The organism is Sphingobium sp. Ant17 (assembly GCF_000588875.1).
Lineage (GTDB): Bacteria > Pseudomonadota > Alphaproteobacteria > Sphingomonadales > Sphingomonadaceae > Sphingobium.
The window spans coordinates 1-17,678 of the sequence record NZ_JEMV01000079.1; the positions used below are offsets into that span (position 1 = coordinate 1).

Consider the following 17,678-nt stretch of genomic DNA (forward strand, 5'->3'; position numbering starts at 1 on the left):
CCCGCCGCGCCAGCAACAGCCGGTGCGTACCACGCCGCCGCAGAGCCTGATGTCGCGTCAGGAATTGCAGGCCAAGCTGCTGCGTGAGGCCGAAGAAGCCCGCATGAACGCGCAGGAAGATGCGCGTCGCCGTGAGGACGCCGCGCGTCTGGCCGCGATCGAAGCGGAAAAGCGTCGCGCTGAAGATAATCGCCAGGCCGCCGAAACCGCCGCGTCCGCGCCAGCGGTCGAGGAAGCGCCCGCGCCCGCGCCCGTGGTTGAGGAAGCGCCTGCCGCGCCGCAGGAAGCTGTGGCCGAACCGGTCGCCGCATCTGCCGAAGCCGACGCTGGTGCCTCTGCTGCGCCCACCGCGGCCGCCGCGCCGCCGCCGCGCCGCTTTACCCCGGTCACCCCGGTCAAGCGTCCCGAGCCGACCAAGCCGGAACGCGCGAAGAAGGGCGAGGATAATCGTCGCCAGGCTGGCAAGCTCACCGTCACCAAGGCGCTGGCCGATGACGACAGCGCGCGCGCCCGCAGTCTTGCGGCGCTCAAGCGTGCCCGTGAAAAGGAACGCCGCGCCCATTATGCCGGTGGGTCAAAGACGCGTGAGAAGCAGTCGCGCGACGTGATCGTGCCCGAAGTCATCACCGTGCAGGAACTGGCCAACCGTATGGCCGAAAAGGGCGCGGACCTGGTCAAGTCGCTGTTCAAGATGGGTCAGGCGGTCACGCTCAACCAGTCGATCGATCAGGATACCGCCGAATTGCTGGTCGAAGAATTCGGCCATCGCATCCAGCGCGTGTCGGATGCCGACATCGAAATCGGGATCGAGGGTGAGGCCGATGCGGTCGAAGCGCTCAAGACCCGTGCGCCCGTGGTCACGATCATGGGCCATGTCGATCATGGCAAGACGTCGCTGCTCGACGCTCTGCGCGGCACCAGTGTCGTGTCGGGAGAAAGCGGCGGTATCACCCAGCATATCGGTGCCTATCAGGTGACGACGAAGAAGGGCGATGTCATCACCTTCCTCGACACGCCGGGCCATGAAGCCTTCTCGGAAATGCGCGCCCGTGGTGCGAACGTCACCGATATCGTCATTCTGGTGGTGGCGGCCGACGACGGGCTGATGCCGCAGACGATCGAAGCGATCAACCATACCAAGGCGGCCGGCGTGCCGATGATCGTGGCGATCAACAAGGTCGATAAGCCCGACGCGAACCCGCAAAAGGTGCGCGAGCGCCTGCTGAGCGAGGAGATCGTGGTCGAGGATATGGGCGGCGACGTTCAGGACGTAGAGGTTTCGGCGCTCAAGAAGACCGGCCTTGACGAACTGATCGAAAAGATCCTGCTCCAGGCCGAACTGATGGAACTGACCGCCAACCCCGATCGCGCGGCCGAAGGCAATGTGATCGAGGCGCAGCTCGACCGGGGCCGTGGTGCGGTCGCGACCGTGCTGGTGCGCAAGGGTACGCTCAAGGTCGGTGACACCTTCGTCATCGGCGCGGAAAGCGGCAAGGTGCGCGCGCTGATCAACGACAAGGGCCAGCAGGTCAAATCGGCCGGACCATCGACCCCGGTCGAGATATTGGGCCTGTCGGGCGTGCCGATGGCGGGCGACCAGATGACGGTCGTGGAGAATGAGGCGCGCGCCCGTGAGGTCGCCGCCTATCGCCAGGAACAGATCACCCGCAAGCGGACGGCCTCCGTGCCGACCAATTTCGAAAATATGTTCTCGGCGCTCAGCACCAAGGTCATCGAATATCCGGTGGTCATCCGGGGCGATGTGCAGGGGTCGGTCGAAGCGATCGTCAGCGCGTTGAACCGCATTTCGACGGACGAGATCAAGGTGCGTATCCTGAGTTCGGGCGTCGGCGCGATCACCGAAAGCGACGTCACCCTGGCGTCGGCCAGCCGGGCGCCGCTGATCGGCTTCAACGTCCGTCCCAATGCCAAGGCGCGTCCGCTGGCGATCCGCGAGAAAATCTCGCTGCGCTATTATGACGTGATCTACGACCTGCTCGAAGAAGTGCGTAACGAAATGGCGGGCCAGCTTGCGCCCGAACGCATCGAAACGATCGTCGGTCGCGCCGAAGTCCTGCAGGTCTTCCCGGCCGGCAAGAAGGACAAGGCGGCAGGCCTGCTCGTCATGGAAGGCATCATCCGCAAGGGGCTCAATGCGCGCCTCACCCGCGACGATGTCATCGTGTCGAAAACGGTCATCCACTCGCTGCGGCGCTTCAAGGACGATGTGTCCGAGGTCCGCGCGGGCATGGAATGTGGTGCGGTGTTGCAGGACACCAACGACATCAAGGCCGGCGACACGCTCGAACTGTTCGAGGTCGAGGAACGTATCCGTACGCTGTGATAGGAAAGACATGGCTCCGGCTTCGGCCGGGGCCATGAGGATGATATATGTCTAATCAAAATGAAGGCGCGAACGTCCGCATGCTGCGTGTGGGCGAACAGGTGCGCCACATCCTGTCCGAAATCCTGCAACGCGGCGACGTGCATGACGACGTGCTGGAACAGCATGTCGTGAGCGTCACCGAAGTCCGCATGTCGCCCGACCTGCGTCACGCCACCGTCTTCATCAAGCCGCTGCTCGGCCGGGAAGAGGAAGCGGTGCTCAAAGCGCTGCGCACCAACACCGCCTATTTCCAGCGCGAGGTCGCATCGCGCATGCGCCTCAAATATGCCGCCAAGATCAAATTCCTCGCCGACGACAGCTTCGACGAAGGCAGCCATATCGACAAGCTGCTACGCGATCCCAAGGTCGCGCAGGATCTGGTCAAGGACGACGCGGACGAGGATTGATTGCCGCGATCATCGTCTTGCGGCATAGTCGCGGCATGAAGGTGAAGCTCAATCGCGACAATCGCGTTACGGTGCCGCAGGCATTGCGCGATCAACTTGGTCTCAAGCCCGGTGATCCGGTGGAATTTGTTGTTCGCGGCGACGGGCTTCTCCTTACATTCCCCCGACATGCTGACCCTCCAAAGATTTCGCATTCTGGTTCATTGGACACGGCTCCAGTCGAGTGAGAGCGTTCTTGGGCAAGTTCAGTGAAAATTGGGGGATGATCATGCGCAAATTCTGGCTATGCGGCGTGGCAACGAGCTTGATCGCAACTTTACCGGTCCAAGCGCGCGAACCCGCCATCCACCCCGCCGTCACCAGCGATCCGTCGCCCGACGCGACGCATCCCGCAGGCATGAGCGCCTTTGTCATCCCCTCAGGCGACGGCGCGATGAACGCGGTTCTCTACACCGCTGCGGGTGGAGGGCTGCACCCCACCTTGCTGCTCCTGCACGGCTTCCCCGGCAACGAGCAAAATCTGGACCTCGCCCAGGCGGTTCGCCGTGCCGGGTGGCATGTGCTGACGCTCCATTATCGCGGATCATGGGGTAGTCCGGGCAATTTCTCTTTTGCCGGCGCGTCGGACGATGCCTTCGCCGCGCTCCAATTTCTGCAACAGCCCGCCACCGTCGCGAAATATCGCATCGATACCAGCGCGATTGTAGTCGCTGGGCACAGCATGGGCGGCTTCATGGCCGCCGATGTCGCCGCGGCCGAACCGCGCGTCGCTGGCCTCTTCCTGATTGACCCATGGGATCCCGCCCAAACGGTCGCCTCGCTCGCCACACCGGAAGGGGCGGCGGCGTGGCAGGCGGAGGTCGAGAGCGATCTGCCACCGCTTCAGGGCGCGACCTATGACGGGCTGACCGGCGAAATCCGCGATCGCGGCGACAAGTTCGACCTTGGCCGCCGCATGGCCGCCTATGGCCGCCGCCCGCTCAGCATCATCGGCGCGGAAAAGGGCATTGGTGATCAGGCGCGCAAGGCCGCGGCCGACGCGCAGGGGGCCAACCCGCAGGCACGGCTGACGGTCTGGCCGACCGACCATAGTTTTTCCGACAGCCGGATCGCGCTCGCTGATGCGCTGGTGCGCTTCCTGTCGCGCGTCGCCCCGACCATCCGGTAATCAACTATGGCGAAGCTCTATTTCTACTATAGCTCGATGAATGCAGGCAAATCGACGACGCTGCTGCAATCGGACTTCAACTATCGCGAACGCGGCATGGAAACGATGCTGTGGACCGCCGCCGTGGACGATCGCTATGGCCGGGGCAGGATCGTGTCGCGGATCGGGCTGGAGGCGCAGGCGCATCTGTTCGACGCGGACACCGATCTATTCGCCGCCATCGCCGCGCACCATCACGACACGCGTCTGTCCTGCGTGCTGGTGGACGAAGCGCAGTTTCTGACGCGCGCGCAGGTCTGGGCGCTCGGGCGCGTGTGCGACGAACTGGGCGTGCCGGTGCTCTGCTATGGCCTGCGCACCGATTTTCAGGGCGAATTGTTCGAAGGCAGCGCGCAGTTGCTGGGGCTGGCCGACAGCCTGGGCGAGATCAAGACGGTGTGCGATTGCGGGCGCAAGGCGACGATGAACCTGCGCGTGGATGGGGAGGGGCGGACGATCCGGCTGGGCGAACAGACGCAGATCGGCGGCAATGACCGCTATGTCGCGCTATGCCGCCGTCACTTCATGGCGCAGATGCGGGGCTGACAGCGGCCACGCTGCCCTATAGGGGCGCACAATGCACGGCTGGATCATTCTCGACAAACCTCATGGCCTCGGCTCGACGCAGGCGGTCAGCGCCGTCAAGCGCGCCCTGCGCGACAGTGGCGCTGGCAAATGCAAGGTCGGCCATGGCGGCACGCTCGATCCGCTGGCGACCGGCGTGCTGCCGATCGCGATCGGCGAAGCGACCAAGCTCGCCGGACGGATGCTCGACAGCGACAAGATCTACGATTTCACGATCGCGTTCGGCGCGCAGACGGACACCCTCGACCTGGAAGGCGCGGTGATCGCGACCAGCACCGTCCGGCCGACGTTGGCGCAAGTCGAAGCGGCGCTGCCCCGCTTCACCGGCCCGATCGACCAGGCACCGCCCGCCTATAGCGCCATCCTGATCGACGGCCAACGCGCCTATGATCTCGCCCGCAAGGGGGAGGAGGTCGCGATGAAAATGCGGTCGGTGACGATCTATTCGATCCTCCCCGCACGGGGAGGTGGCGGCCGCAGGCCGACGGAGGGGGCGGGCCACTGGCCGCTTTCTCGCGTCAAGATACCACCCCCCTCCACCAGCCTGCGGCTGGTCTCCCTCCCCGTGCCGGGGAGGAATTGGAGAGCATCACCCTAACCGCCCATGTCTCCAAGGGCACCTATATCCGCTCCCTCGCGCGCGACATCGCGCTGGCGCTCGGCACGGTCGGCCATGTCACCATGCTACGCCGCATCAAGGCCGGCCCCTTCACCCTCGAATCCGCGATTTCGCTGGACAAATTGCGTCATGCTGCTAACGAGCGCGGCATCGGTGGGCTTATGCTGCCGCTGACGGCGGGGCTGGACGACATCCCGGCTCTCCCCGTCTCTCCCGATCAAGCCTTATGCTCCGCCAGGGGAAGGTATTGACCGGGATCGCCGCAACCACCGGCCTGTATCTGGCGACGCAAGGGGACATCCCCGTCGCGCTGGTCCGGTCGGATGATCAGCAGATCATCGTGGTGCGCGGTTTCAACCTGATGTCGAGGGAAGACGATTAGATGACGATTACTGCCGAGCGCAAGGAAGCGCTGATCAAGGAACATGCCCGCGCTGAGGGTGACACGGGTTCGCCAGAGGTTCAGGTTTCGATCCTGACCGAGCGGATCACCAACCTGACCGAGCATTTCAAGGGTCACCACAAGGATAATCACAGCCGTCGTGGTCTGCTGATGATGGTCAATAAGCGTCGTTCGCTGCTGGACTATCTCAAGAAGAAGGATCAGGCTCGCTACACCGACCTGATCGCCAAGCTGGGCCTGCGTAAGTAACGCAGACCTTCAACGGGACGGCCCCCATGCGGGGCCGTTTCTGATTCCGGGCTATCTGGAAATAGCCCGTCATCCTGACGAAAGTCAGGATCCATTCGACGCTACGATGGTGTGCAATTCCACCGGAGCGAAAATGGATCCCGGATCAAGTCCGGGATGACGATGTGAAAGATGACATGGCGCCGGGCAATCCGGCACGGCGGCATGATAAAGGGGACACTTCCCCGCCCCGTCGCACCCGCGACGGAGGAGAGCGTGAAACTCTCCAATCATGGAGCCTTGACCGGCTCCACCAAAGGCCCCGCCCGGCAATAGGGCCGATGCGGGCGAAGGAAAAAATCTATGTTTGACGTCAAGAAAGTATCGATCGAGCTGGCCGGCAAGACGCTGACCCTCGAAACCGGCCGCATCGCACGCCAGGCTGACGCCGCCGTGCTGGCGACCTATGGCGAAACCGTGGTGCTCTGCGCCGTGACCGCCGCCAAGAGCGTGAAGGAAGGCCAGGACTTTTTCCCGCTGACCGTTCACTATCAGGAAAAATATTCCGCCGCCGGCCGCATCCCCGGTGGCTTCTTCAAGCGTGAGCGCGGTGCGACCGAGAAGGAAACGTTGGTTTCGCGCCTGATCGACCGTCCGCTCCGCCCGCTGTTCCCCGAAGGTTTCTACAACGAAATCAACGTCATCGCCCAGGTGCTGTCGTTCGATGGCGAAAGCGAGCCGGACATGGTGGCGATGATCGCCGCGTCGGCTGCCCTGACCCTGTCGGGCGTCCCCTTCATGGGACCGATCGGCGCTGCGCGCGTCGGTTACAAGGATGGCGAATATCAGCTCAACCCGTCGCTGGACGAAGTGAAGACCGGCGAACTCGACCTGGTCGTCGCCGCCACCTACGACGCGGTGATGATGGTCGAATCCGAAGCCAAGGAGCTGTCGGAACAAATCATGCTGGGTGCCGTCCTGTTCGCGCATGACGCCAGCAAGAAGATCGTCGATGCGATCATCAGCCTGGCCGAAAAAGCCGCCAAGGATCCCTGGGACATGGCCAAGAGCGATGACCTGGGCGACCTGAAGGCGAAGCTCAAGAAGCTGATCGGCAAGGATATTGCCGCCGCCTACAAGCTGACCGACAAGTCGGCCCGCTCCAACGCGCTGAACGAAGCCCGCGCCAAGGCGAAGGCGCAATTGGCCGCCGACGGCCTCGACGCCCAGACCGTCATGGCCGGCATCAAGCTGACCAAGAAGCTGGAAGCGGAAATCGTGCGCGGCGCCATCCTCAAGGACGGCAAGCGCATCGACGGCCGCACCACCACGCAGATCCGCCCGATCGAAGCGATGGTCGGCTTCCTGCCCCGCACCCATGGTTCGGCGCTGTTCACGCGCGGCGAAACCCAGTCGATCTGCACCACCACGCTCGGCACCAAGGACGCTGAGCAGATGATCGACGGCCTCACCGGCCTGCATTATGAAAACTTCATGCTGCACTATAACTTCCCGCCCTATTCGGTCGGTGAAGTCGGTCGTTTCGGCGCGCCGGGTCGTCGGGAAGTCGGCCATGGCAAGCTCGCATGGCGTGCGCTGCACCCCGTGCTGCCCAGCAAGGACGAGTTCCCCTACACGATCCGCGTTCTGTCGGACATTACCGAATCGAACGGTTCCTCCTCGATGGCGACCGTCTGCGGCGGTTCGCTCTCGATGATGGATGCGGGCGTTCCCCTGAAGCGTCCGGTCTCCGGCATCGCCATGGGCCTGATCCTGGAAGGCAAGGACTTTGCGGTCCTGTCCGACATCCTGGGTGACGAAGATCATCTGGGCGACATGGACTTCAAGGTTGCCGGCACGTCCGAAGGCATCACCACGATGCAGATGGACATCAAGATTGCGGGCATCACCCGCGAAATCTTCGAAGCCGCGCTGACCCAGGCGAAGGAAGGCCGCACCCATATTCTGGGCGAAATGGCCAAGGCGCTCGACAGCACGCGCAGCGAATTGTCGGCCCATGCTCCCCGCATCGAAACGCTGCAGATCGACAAGGCGAAGATCCGCGAAGTTATCGGCACCGGCGGCAAGGTGATCCGTGAGATCGTCGCGGAAACGGGCGCGAAGGTCGACATTGACGACGAAGGTCTGATCAAGATCAGCTCGTCCGATCCGGCGCAGATCGAGGCCGCCCGCAAGTGGATCCTCGGCATCACGCAGGAAGCGGAAGTCGGCAAGGTCTATGATGGCAAGGTCGTCAACATCGTCGATTTCGGTGCCTTCGTGAACTTCATGGGCGGCAAGGACGGTCTCGTCCATGTCTCCGAAATGAAGAATGAGCGTGTCGAAAAGCCCACCGACGTCGTGTCGGAAGGCCAGGAAGTGAAGGTCAAGGTTCTCGAAATCGATCCGCGCGGCAAGGTTCGCCTGTCGATGCGCGTCGTTGATCAGGAAACCGGCGAAGAACTGGAGGACACCCGTCCTGCCCGTGAAGCCCGCGAACCGCGCGCTGGCGGCGACCGTGGCGAAGGCCGTGGTGATCGTGGCCGTGGCCCACGTCGTGACGGCGGCGGTGGCCGTGGTGGCGAGCGTGGCGAAGGCCGTGGCGACCGTGGCCCGCGCCGCGACCGTGGCCCGCGCGACGACGCTGCCAAGGACGACAGCAAGGATGATGGCTCGAACGCCGGCCTGCCCGACTTCCTGACCCAGGACTGATCGTCCGCTCGTCAGAGCAACCAATAGAAAGAGGGTGCCCGGTTCAACCGGGCGCCCTTTTTTTATTTCACCATGACTCCAGCACCGAACTTCGCCGGACTACGCCAAAGCCCGATACAGCAGGTTTATCAATAACTTAGGCGAGTCCAACATATGCCGGTGCTTTCCGAAACCTGACCCAACTTCCCTGCTGGTGGCCCCTATGAGGCTCTTGGGAATCGGGTCTTTCCGAGGAGTCATCATGGCAAAGATCAAGCTCACCAAGTCCGCAGTCGATGCGGCACAACCCCAAGCGCAGGCTGTCGAACTCAGGGATACCCTGGTGCCCGGCTTCTTGTGCAAGGTTACCCCATCGGGCCGCAAGGTGTTCATGCTCCAGTACCGGACGAACGCCGGCGAGCGCCGCAAGCCAGCCTTGGGTCAGTACGGGGAACTGACCGTCGAACAGGCCCGCTCGCTGGCTCAGGAATGGCTGGCCCAGGTCCGCCGGGGCGGCGACCCAGCCGCAGACAAAGCGCAGGCGCGCAAAGCGCCCACGGTCAAGGAACTTTGCACGAAGTTCATGGAGGACTACTCCAAGCTGCGCAACAAGCCCAGCACCCAGGAAGGCTATCAGAGCGTCATCGACCGCAACATCGTCCCGATGATCGGGCGGATGAAGGTTCAGGACGTGAAGCGCCCGGACGTGGCCGGGATGATGAAGAAGATGACGCACAAGCCGGCCGACGCGAACCGCACGTTCAGCGTCATGCGCCGCATGTTCAATCTGGCCGAGGTGTGGGGCTACCGGCCCGACGGCACCAATCCGTGCCGGCATGTCCCGATGTTCCCCAACGGCAAGGCCACCCACCTCATCAGCGACGAGGACATGGGCAAACTGTTCCGCCATCTTGAGCATCTGGAGGCCGAGGGGATGGAAAGCTACGTCATCCCGCTGGCGATCCGGCTGCAATTCGAGTTCGCCGGTCGTCGTGGTGAAATCGTCACGCTCCAATGGGATTGGGTGGACTTCGAGAACCGGCGCGTCGTCTGGCCCGACAGCAAGACCGGCGGCATGTCCAAGCCCATGAGCGAAGAAGCCTATCGGCTGCTTTCGACAGCACCGCGCCGGGACGATTGCCCGTATGTGCTGCCATCCCCGAACCGTCCCGGCCAGCACTTGACCACGGGCGAGTATTACAACGGCTGGAGCCGTGCGCTCAAGGCAGCGGGCGCGGCGCATGTAGGTACGCACGGCATCCGCCACCGCTCTGCCACTGACATTGCCAACTCGGGCATCCCGGTCAAGGTCGGCATGGCGCTGACCGCGCACAAGACCGTGGCGATGTTCATGCGCTACGTCCACACCGAGGATGATCCGGTGCGCAAGGCGGCCGAACTGGTGGCGAACCGGCGCAAGACGATCACCGGCGCCAAGCGGCTCCCTGCGGAGGCAACTGCATGACCAGGCGCAAGGCATCCATCGCGTCACCCGCAGCGCCAAAGGCGCTGCTGGGCGATATTCGGGCACTGATCGAGGCGTCGCGCCAGCGCGCCGCCTCGGCGGTCAATGCTGAACTGACCTTGCTGTTCTGGCGCATCGGCCAGCGCATCCATACGGCGGTGCTGGCCGGGCAGCGGGCCGGGTACGGCGAGGAAATCCTGTCGACCCTGGCCGAGCAGCTTGTCCGCGACTATGGGCGCAGCTTCGCGGACAAGAACCTGCGCCGGATGGTGCAATTCGCCGCCACCTACCCGGACGAACCAATTGTCGTGACGCTGTCACGACAATTGAGCTGGTCGCATTTCCTGGCGCTGCTGCCGCTGAAAGACCCGCTCCAGCGGGACTACTACGCGCAGATGGCGAGTGCCGAACGCTGGAGCGTGCGGACGCTGCGCGGGCGCATCGACTCGATGCTGTACGAGCGCACGGCGCTGTCCCAAAAGCCGGAGGAAACCATCGCGCAGGAGCTGGCGATCCTACGCGATGCGCAGCGCATGACGCCGGCGCTGGTCATGCGCGACCCGTACATCCTCGATTTCCTGGGCCTGCGGGATAGCTGGCAGGAAAGCGACCTTGAGGCGGCCGTCATCCGCGAAATGGAATCCTTCCTGCTGGAGCTGGGTGCGGGTTTTTCCTTCGTCGCCCGGCAGAAGCGCATCCCGATTGACGACGAGGATTTCCACCTAGACCTGCTCTTCTACAACCGCAAACTGCGTCGGCTGGTGGCCGTCGAATTGAAGATCGGCGAGTTCAAGGCGGCGTACAAAGGGCAGATGGAGCTTTACTTACGCTGGCTGGACAAGCACGAGAGGGAGCCAGAGGAAGCCCCGCCGCTGGGGATCATTCTTTGCACCGGCAAGAAGCGCGAGCAGATCGAATTGCTGGAGCTGGACAAGTCGGGCATCCACGTTGCCGAGTACCTGACCAGCTTGCCGCCGCGTGCGGTGCTTGGGGAAAAGTTGCAGCAGGCGACCGAGCGGGCGCGGTTGCAGATCGAGCAGCGGCAGCCTGGCGAAAAATCCTGATAGCAGCATTCGTGCGTTCCGCGCTTCGTGCCGAATCGCGGCCATCCGGCTTTGACCCCTTGTATCTTCCATTCCACGTGATCGGAATGCCGTTCACGCCCGGTGCCATTTGGCACCGGTGATTGGCCGCAGCATGTAGCTCGTTATCCCTCGGTGCTTCCAAGCCCGTGCGTCAGTCCTGAGCGCATGTCTGCGACTGGTCTCCGCAAGCCCGAACAGTTGCAGGAACCACATTCGCATTTGCAAGGATGGGACATAGAGATCATGGCCAATGGAACAGTCGTCGGTATCGACGTCTCGAAGAACACACTCGATGTGGTCATCGGGAGGGATGGCGTAGCCGCAGCTTTCAGCAACGACGAACGGGGCCACCAAGCCTGGTGGCAGCACTGAGGAGACAACCTATTTCGCTCATTGTCATGGAGGCCACTGGCCGCTACCAATTTGCCTGCGCCTGTGTTCTGCAAGCCGCAGGATTCCGGGTGGCGGTAGTCAATCCCAGGCAGGCGCGAGATTTCGCGAAGGCGATGGGCAGACTGGCAAAGACGGATCGCGTCGACGCGCTGATGCTGGCAGAGTTGGCCGAAGTGATCTACAAACGCCCAGACCGGGATCGTTTCACCAAACCGATGGCAGATGAGACGCAGCAGTGCCTGCATGCGCTGGTGACTCGCCGGAGGCAGCTTGTGCGCTTGCAAGTCAGTGAACGTCAGCGCAAGTACGCCTCTCACGCGGATGTGCAGCCTGGGATCATCGAGCTGATGAACATCCTGAAGCGCCAGGTTCAGGACATCGACGTGAGGATCGCAGCACACCTTTCCAAGCATCAAGCCAGTCTGACGAAGCTCTTGCAGAGCGTCAAGGGCGTTGGGCCGGCGACTACGGCTGCGCTGATTTCCGAGCTTCCAGAATTGGGGCAGCTCAAGGCCAAGCAGATATCCTCCCTGGTGGGCGTAGCGCCAATGAACCGGGACTCGGGCCAGTCGCGCGGCAAGCGCATGATTTGCGGTGATCGGGCAACAGTGCGCAGCGCTCTCTACATGGCGGCAATCGTGGCTATGCGGCACAACCCTGTGATCCGAACCTGCTATGAGCGGCTGGTAGCAGCAGGCAAGCCCAAAAAGGTCGCCATCGTGGCTTGCATGCGCAAGCTACTGATCATTCTGAATGCCATGGTAAGAACCGGCAGGCCATGGAAAGAAAAGGCGGCAACTGCCCAGAACGATGCGGAGGCTGACATCGTGCCACCATGCGGCCTGTTGGCCTGATCCCTCATGGTCTGCGGGCGACCCAGCCCTTGAAGGTGAATGCGCAATAGAACAGTTCGATATCAGTGAATCCGGCCTCGCGAAGCAGATCGGCATCCTGCTGGGGTGAAAGTACGGGTAGCCGCTCCTTGATCGCTGCGATGCTGCCTTCGGCCTGTGCCATAGGCACGCCGGAAGCAGCCGCGAACGCTGCATTGCGCGCGAGCCATCTGTCCCTGACGGGATCCTCGCTGGGAAAGCTGTGATGCGCAACGACAAGGGGGCACCCGGGCTTGAGCCGCAAGTGGATTTCCTTCAAGGTTCCGAGGCGTTCGGCCGGCGGCAGAAAGTGAAGCGTCAGAAGACAGGTCGCGCCATCGAAAGGCCCGATCGGCGCACTGTCGATATAGCCTTCGTGCAGGCGCACGAGAGGCGTCATAGGCCCGAGGGTCGTGCGGGCCAGGTCGAGCATCTCGGCAGAAGGGTCCACGCCGTCGAAGTGCCAGGCGGACTGCATCTCGGCGAAGGCCTTCAGCTCGAGCCCGCCGCCGGCGCCGAGCACCAGGATGCGTGCGTCGGCAGGCGCACGTTCGGCCAGCAGCACACCCGCCATCCTGTGCAAATCCCGAAGGCCGGGCACTATCCTCGCGGTCCTCTCTGCATAGCTCGATACGGCCGCCGGGTCGGAAAACGGGGTCATCGGCTGCCGCCTTCCGTTTGCACGGGGGCGATGGTCTCGGGCCAAAGCAACGAACGGTGGACCTGGGCGCCTGCCATGGCGCCGCTGCCCACGGCCAGCGACACCGAATGAGGCGCCCGCGCCACATCGCCGCAGGCAAATATCCCAGTGACTGAAGTCTTGTTCTCGGAATCGGTGCGCACCTGAACTCCCATGGGCGTCTCTTCCAGTACGCAGCCTATCGCTTCGGCCAGAGAACTGGAGGGAGAGGTGCGCGTCGCGGTGAACAGACCCGCAAAGCGCAGCAACCGCCCGTCGGCCGTCACCACGTCTGCCGTTCCTTCGATCCTGCCAATGGGCGCTTCCTCGATCGTCACGGCCCGTCGCTCCAGGGTGGACCTGGCTTCCTGACTCAGTTCCACAGCGCCGTTGACCAGCAAGGTCACATCGCCCCAATCAGTCAGCAGTTCAGCCTGGTGGACGGACATCGGGCCGGTGGCGACGACGCCAATGCGGCCCTGGCCAAGCTCGTAGCCATGGCAGTACGGGCAATGGAAGACCGCCTTGCCCCAGCGCTCGGCGAGGCCCTCGACGGCAGGTAGCTGGTCGGCCACGCCGGTGGCCACCAGGATGCGGCGGCCTTGGTGCGATAGGCCATCGGACGTCGTGACAGTGAATTCGTCCACCTGCCCTGTAACGGCTTCGGCCCGGCCCTCAAGCCAGGAGAGCGTCGGATAGGCTTCGAGCTGGCGGCGCGCGTTCGCCGCGATCTCGCCGGGAGGAACGCCATCCTGGCCGAGAAACCCGTGCGAATGGCTGGCGAAGCGGTTGCGCCGCTCGCCCGCATCGATCACCAGCACAGACCGGCGCGCACGCACCAATTGCAGGGTGGCGGCCATTCCCGCATAGCTCCCGCCGATGACGATGACGTCGTGGTGCATGGTCAACTCCTCTTGCGTCGTGCTGCCGCATGCCGGCGCGCGAAGTCGGCGGCCAGATCGGCAAGGGTGATTTCCGAGAACCGCTTCAGCAGCAGCGCCTCCGCCTCGGCAAACGTGCCTTCGAGCGCGGCATTCACCGATTGCTCGACCAGGCACTCCGGTGTTTGGTTGCGATTGCCTATGGCAAACATGGCCGGCTCGCCTAGCGCCTCGTGCAACTGGCGTAGGGTGACGGCGCCAAGATCGGCATGGATGCGCCATCCACCCGCGTGGCCTCGATCTGAAGTGACGATGCCCGCTTCTCGCAAATACCCCATGGTGCGCCGGACGACGACGGGGTTGGTACCCAAGCATTGAGCCAGGGTTTCAGAAGTGACGGGGCCATCCTGCTCGGCCATGTGCAGCAGTGCATGCAGGACGGAAGACAGGCGGCTGTCGCGTTTCATGTAACTAATGATGTTCTGTTTGAGATCGAATGTCAAGACAGAACGTGGACATCGGCTCCTGTCGAGCCTTCATGCTTGACATTCAAGACAGTTGCTGACGCCTTCGGCCCTGACAGGCCTGCGCGCTCCGCTTGCACAAAGGCGAGTGTGTGCATTGGGAGGGTGTGGGCGGTCTTGCTGTTCCCTTCACCGTATCACGGCGTTCTCGCCATTAAGGGCTGCGCGTGCTTGCACGCTTGCGGCCTGGCGGCCGTCCTTGACCCCTGACTGCTTGCGCTGCGCCGTGCTCGCCACGGTTCCGGGCAATTCCGCCCGAGCAACCGGAGCACGATCATGTCGCAACTGTCCTTTTCCTCGTTCGATTCCTCGCTGATGGTGCGTGACGCACAGGGCCGCTACCTGCTGGCGACTGCCGAGCAGATTCTGGAGGCCGCGCGCCAAGCCATCGAGCGCAAGATGCAGCGTGGTACGTCGTTCACGTCGCCGGCGGCGGTCAAGGAGTACCTGCGCGCCAAGCTGGCCGGCTTCGAGCATGAGGTGTTCGCGGTGCTGTTCATGGACACGCAGCATCGGCTGATCGAGTACGCCGAAATGTTCCGAGGCACCATCGACGGCGCATCGGTGTATCCGCGCGAGCGGGTCAAAGAGGCGCTGCGGCTCAATGCGGCGGCGGTCATCGTGTCGCACAACCACCCGAGCGGCAATCCCGAGCCGAGCGGGGCCGACCGAGCACTGACCCAGCGGCTCAAGGAGGCGCTGGGGCTGGTGGACGTGCGCGTGCTGGATCACGTCATCGTCGCGGGCACCGACACCACATCGTTTGCCGAACGTGGCCTGATCTGACGAAGGGGCTTCGGCCCCTTTTTGCTGCGCCTGGTAGCACAACTCTCGCCCTCGCCGGCTTGATGCTCAGGCAGTCGCAACCTGAATCATCTCGTCGTAGTGCTTCTTGTCCACTTCCTCCAACCACTGAAAAATGTGCCCGATGACGCTATGACTTTCGCCTGCCAAGTTTTCTGCGGACTCCTCGGTTATCTCGATTACGTCGCTATGCGAATACTTGTTGATAAAACGATAGATCTTCTCCTTCAGCTCCGGTGTTGTGATGATGCAGTCTTTCAGACCAACATCCATCAACTGACTGATGTCGCTTCTCCGCTTTGGATATTTGAAGGTAAAGAACGACTCAACGAGCTTGCGAGCAAGGTTCGCAGTCAAGAATGCTTCATCTCTGTTAAGAGTCGTATGGGCTCTGTACTCATAAAGTTTTTTGAATATGTAGTGATACTCAGAACCGTAATTTTTCAGAGAGTCATCAGCGTCAACAAGCAATGAATGGCGGGGTGAGCCAGGTGGAGCATCCAGCCGATAGAAGAAGCAGTTCTCCGTTTTTCCCTTGTTGATCCTGTTTCTGTTCGCTCCAGTGAACCAATCTCTCACTAGCTTGAAGTAGGTGAAATTGTGGGTCAGCACAAAAAGTTGTTTGGCTTCAGTACATTGAGTTCTCAGGAATGAATAGGCATGGAACAAGTGGTTTGAATCAAAGCTTGAGACTGGATCATCAACGACGACAATCGTGTCTTTGATGTTGTTTCCGTTCTCTTTGAGCTTCGTGATGAAGTACACAAATGCAATCGCAGTCTTCTCACCTTCGCTCAAGTTCCCATCATGCTCACCCACCCCGTTTCTGATGATCTCATAACCCTTCTTCTTCTGATTGAAGCTGAGACAAAGTTCAGAGCGGCCAATGAAGCGATGCAAGATGTCATTGAACTCCTTCGCTCCGACCGTTTCATTCGAGAGCAGCGCCTCTATAGCACCGACCTCTTGACTAATTTTCTCAATTTCCTTGTGGTCGTTTTTTTGCTTCTGATTCAAGGTCATTGCATTTCTTCTCACTTCCAGCATAGTCAAATTCTTGCACCTCAGCCGCAGCAAAGTGCAGCTCCAGTGCCACTTTGCTTTTTGAGGTCTCAGATTTGAAGTTAGAAGTCTTATTGTTGTGCTTTCCGACGAGCGCGACGATCGACTTCAGAATCTCATTGAAGTTTTTGACGTCATCTTCGACCACGTCCGAGATTTGAATGTCCGTCTTTCCAGGGTCTGTGATCTTGGCCTTCAGGCTTCGCGCCATCCGTCCATTTGCTTATCAATCTTCTCAGCAGCGGTTGCGTAGTCCTTTTGGAGCTTATCCGCCTCGGCCGATAATTCTTTATAAAACTCGGTCGCTGCGGGCAACTGATTGGCTGGAGCGCCTTGAGACTCAATCCAAGTCGCCGCGTTCTGAAGTCGGCGCTGAAAATCCGTGAACTCTTTGCTGAAGTGGGCAGCAAGTGCCTCGGCACGAAGCTGGGTAAAAGTAGAGCCGCAGAACTCGCACGATTGCGACTCGTGGTTTTTATGGATTTCCAAGCCTGTTTGAACCCATTCACGGATGTCCGGGTTATCAGTCAACCGCTGGATAGCTTGATTGACCGCCGTAGTCCCAATCAAATCCCTGATTCGACCTGATGCCTTCTTGAAGTAATCCGGCTCAATGGATGTTGAGACGAAATTGATGCTTGGAAGCTGATCTGGTTTCGCGGCATTCGTAAGGTCGATAACTTTATCATCTGAAAGAACTGAATCGGCTTTGATGATGGCTTCACCGTTGCTCTGAATGAAATTGGACAGCTTTCGGCGATCGTAATTGAGGTAATAGCTATCGCTTGTATCAATCGCCTGAAGCCCTAGCTTCATCTTTTTGGCAGCATTGGTCAGAAACTTGTCCAACGCTTCGCGCTGCTTCTTTACCTCGCCTTGCTTCTCGTCGTGAGCCTTCCTTTTCGACTGAAGCTCTCCCTTTAACTTCTCCAGCTTCTGTAAGTCATCAATCTTCTCTTTCGCAATCAGAAGGATGCTTTTTACAGATTTGTCCCAATCAATGTTCTCATGCACAAAGCGTTTGATTGAAGACATGAATATTCAGTTGGCATGAATGGAGTGTAGCTTCCGTGATAGTTGAGCCATCCTCCAAAGCTACTGAAAACTGGCCCGCACTGAAGCGAGGAACCATCGAGCGCAGCTCAAAGCAAGAGAAAAGGTTCGACAGGGTTGACTTGCCTGTTCCGTTCCAGCCATAGACCAAGTTGTACCGGCCGAACTTCTGGATCTTCGTTCCATTAAAGTCGTTGAAGATGCCGAACTGCTTGAGGCGGTTAATGCAGACGATCATTTTTGGACCTCCGTGTTCTTGCTTTGGCAAAAACATTTGCTTGCAAAAAAAAACAAAAAATAAAATAAGCGAAGAAGTTCTCCTGCGTCTCCGCTT

The 17,678-nt window shown here is 61.1% G+C and carries 15 protein-coding genes and 3 pseudogenes; 12 read left to right on the forward strand and 6 right to left on the reverse strand.

Annotated features, from left to right (window positions below; genetic code table 11):
• The 11 genes and pseudogenes from infB to BF95_RS21855 all read left to right on the forward strand — a co-directional run.
• On the forward strand, positions 1-2,344 hold a 2,344-nt coding region (gene infB, locus BF95_RS21800; RefSeq protein ID WP_043154390.1), incomplete at its 5' end, for a translation initiation factor IF-2.
• Between the two features lie 47 nt (positions 2,345-2,391).
• Positions 2,392-2,793: a 30S ribosome-binding factor RbfA gene (rbfA, locus tag BF95_RS21805; RefSeq protein ID WP_043154392.1), complete on the forward strand. Its 402-nt coding sequence runs from the start codon at positions 2,392-2,394 to the stop codon at positions 2,791-2,793.
• Positions 2,790-3,020, forward strand: coding sequence for an AbrB/MazE/SpoVT family DNA-binding domain-containing protein (locus tag BF95_RS21810; RefSeq protein ID WP_043154395.1), 231 nt, complete (start codon positions 2,790-2,792; stop codon positions 3,018-3,020). The genes rbfA and BF95_RS21810 overlap by 4 nt, the downstream gene beginning before the upstream one ends.
• Before the next feature lie 41 nt (positions 3,021-3,061).
• Positions 3,062-3,961 carry an alpha/beta hydrolase family protein gene (locus tag BF95_RS21815; protein ID WP_043154411.1) on the forward strand — a complete coding sequence of 300 codons (900 nt, stop codon included), beginning with the start codon at positions 3,062-3,064 and terminating at the stop codon, positions 3,959-3,961.
• Positions 3,962-3,967: 6 nt separating this feature from the next.
• Positions 3,968-4,546 (forward strand): thymidine kinase, encoded by a 579-nt coding sequence (locus tag BF95_RS21820; protein WP_043154398.1) that lies wholly within the window; start codon positions 3,968-3,970, stop codon positions 4,544-4,546.
• A 31-nt stretch (positions 4,547-4,577) separates the two neighbouring features.
• A pseudogene (gene truB / locus BF95_RS25825) lies at positions 4,578-5,586 on the forward strand (tRNA pseudouridine(55) synthase TruB).
• A complete protein-coding gene (gene rpsO, locus BF95_RS21835) occupies positions 5,587-5,856 on the forward strand; it encodes a 30S ribosomal protein S15 (RefSeq protein ID WP_043154400.1) in 270 nt (89 codons plus the stop codon).
• Positions 5,857-6,198: 342 nt separating this feature from the next.
• Positions 6,199-8,547 (forward strand): polyribonucleotide nucleotidyltransferase, encoded by a 2,349-nt coding sequence (gene pnp / locus BF95_RS21840; RefSeq protein WP_043154404.1) that lies wholly within the window; start codon positions 6,199-6,201, stop codon positions 8,545-8,547.
• Positions 8,548-8,788: 241 nt separating this feature from the next.
• Positions 8,789-9,991 (forward strand): tyrosine-type recombinase/integrase, encoded by a 1,203-nt coding sequence (locus BF95_RS21845; protein WP_004350888.1) that lies wholly within the window; start codon positions 8,789-8,791, stop codon positions 9,989-9,991.
• Positions 9,988-11,055 carry a PDDEXK nuclease domain-containing protein gene (locus BF95_RS21850; RefSeq protein ID WP_004350887.1) on the forward strand — a complete coding sequence of 356 codons (1,068 nt, stop codon included), beginning with the start codon at positions 9,988-9,990 and terminating at the stop codon, positions 11,053-11,055. Before BF95_RS21845 ends, BF95_RS21850 begins: the two co-directional genes overlap by 4 nt.
• Positions 11,056-11,319: 264 nt before the next feature.
• Positions 11,320-12,323 (forward strand): annotated as a pseudogene (locus BF95_RS21855) (IS110 family transposase).
• Positions 12,324-12,327: 4 nt separating this feature from the next.
• Here BF95_RS21855 and BF95_RS21860 read toward each other — a convergent pair.
• The 3 genes from BF95_RS21860 to BF95_RS21870 all read right to left on the reverse strand — a co-directional run bounded on the left by BF95_RS21860 (position 12,328) and on the right by BF95_RS21870 (position 14,368).
• Complete coding sequence (locus tag BF95_RS21860) at positions 12,328-12,915, reverse strand: class I SAM-dependent methyltransferase (RefSeq protein ID WP_235209930.1); 588 nt, start codon at positions 12,913-12,915, stop codon at positions 12,328-12,330.
• An 83-nt stretch (positions 12,916-12,998) separates the two neighbouring features.
• The gene (locus tag BF95_RS21865) at positions 12,999-13,922 is read right to left on the reverse strand and encodes an NAD(P)/FAD-dependent oxidoreductase (RefSeq protein WP_004350881.1); all 924 of its coding nucleotides are present in this window, start codon (positions 13,920-13,922) and stop codon (positions 12,999-13,001) included.
• 2 nt (positions 13,923-13,924) lie between these two features.
• Positions 13,925-14,368, reverse strand: coding sequence for an Rrf2 family transcriptional regulator (locus BF95_RS21870; protein WP_004350878.1), 444 nt, complete (start codon positions 14,366-14,368; stop codon positions 13,925-13,927).
• Positions 14,369-14,701: 333 nt separating this feature from the next.
• On the opposite strand from BF95_RS21870, the gene radC reads away from it, so the two are divergent.
• Positions 14,702-15,211, forward strand: coding sequence for a RadC family protein (radC, locus tag BF95_RS21875; RefSeq protein ID WP_004350876.1), 510 nt, complete (start codon positions 14,702-14,704; stop codon positions 15,209-15,211).
• Positions 15,212-15,277: 66 nt separating this feature from the next.
• Here radC and BF95_RS29785 read toward each other — a convergent pair whose 3' ends face one another.
• From BF95_RS29785 to BF95_RS29800, 3 genes and pseudogenes are all read right to left on the reverse strand, one after another.
• Entirely contained in the window at positions 15,278-16,252 is a 975-nt protein-coding gene (locus BF95_RS29785) for an AAA family ATPase (RefSeq protein ID WP_235209931.1), read from the reverse strand.
• Positions 16,209-17,326 (reverse strand): annotated as a pseudogene (locus tag BF95_RS29795) (AAA family ATPase). Before BF95_RS29795 ends, BF95_RS29785 begins: the two are co-directional and overlap by 44 nt.
• Positions 17,298-17,678, reverse strand: a 381-nt coding sequence (locus BF95_RS29800; protein ID WP_235209934.1) for an AAA family ATPase, incomplete at its 5' end; no start/stop codon positions are given. The pseudogene BF95_RS29795 and the gene BF95_RS29800, both read right to left, overlap by 29 nt.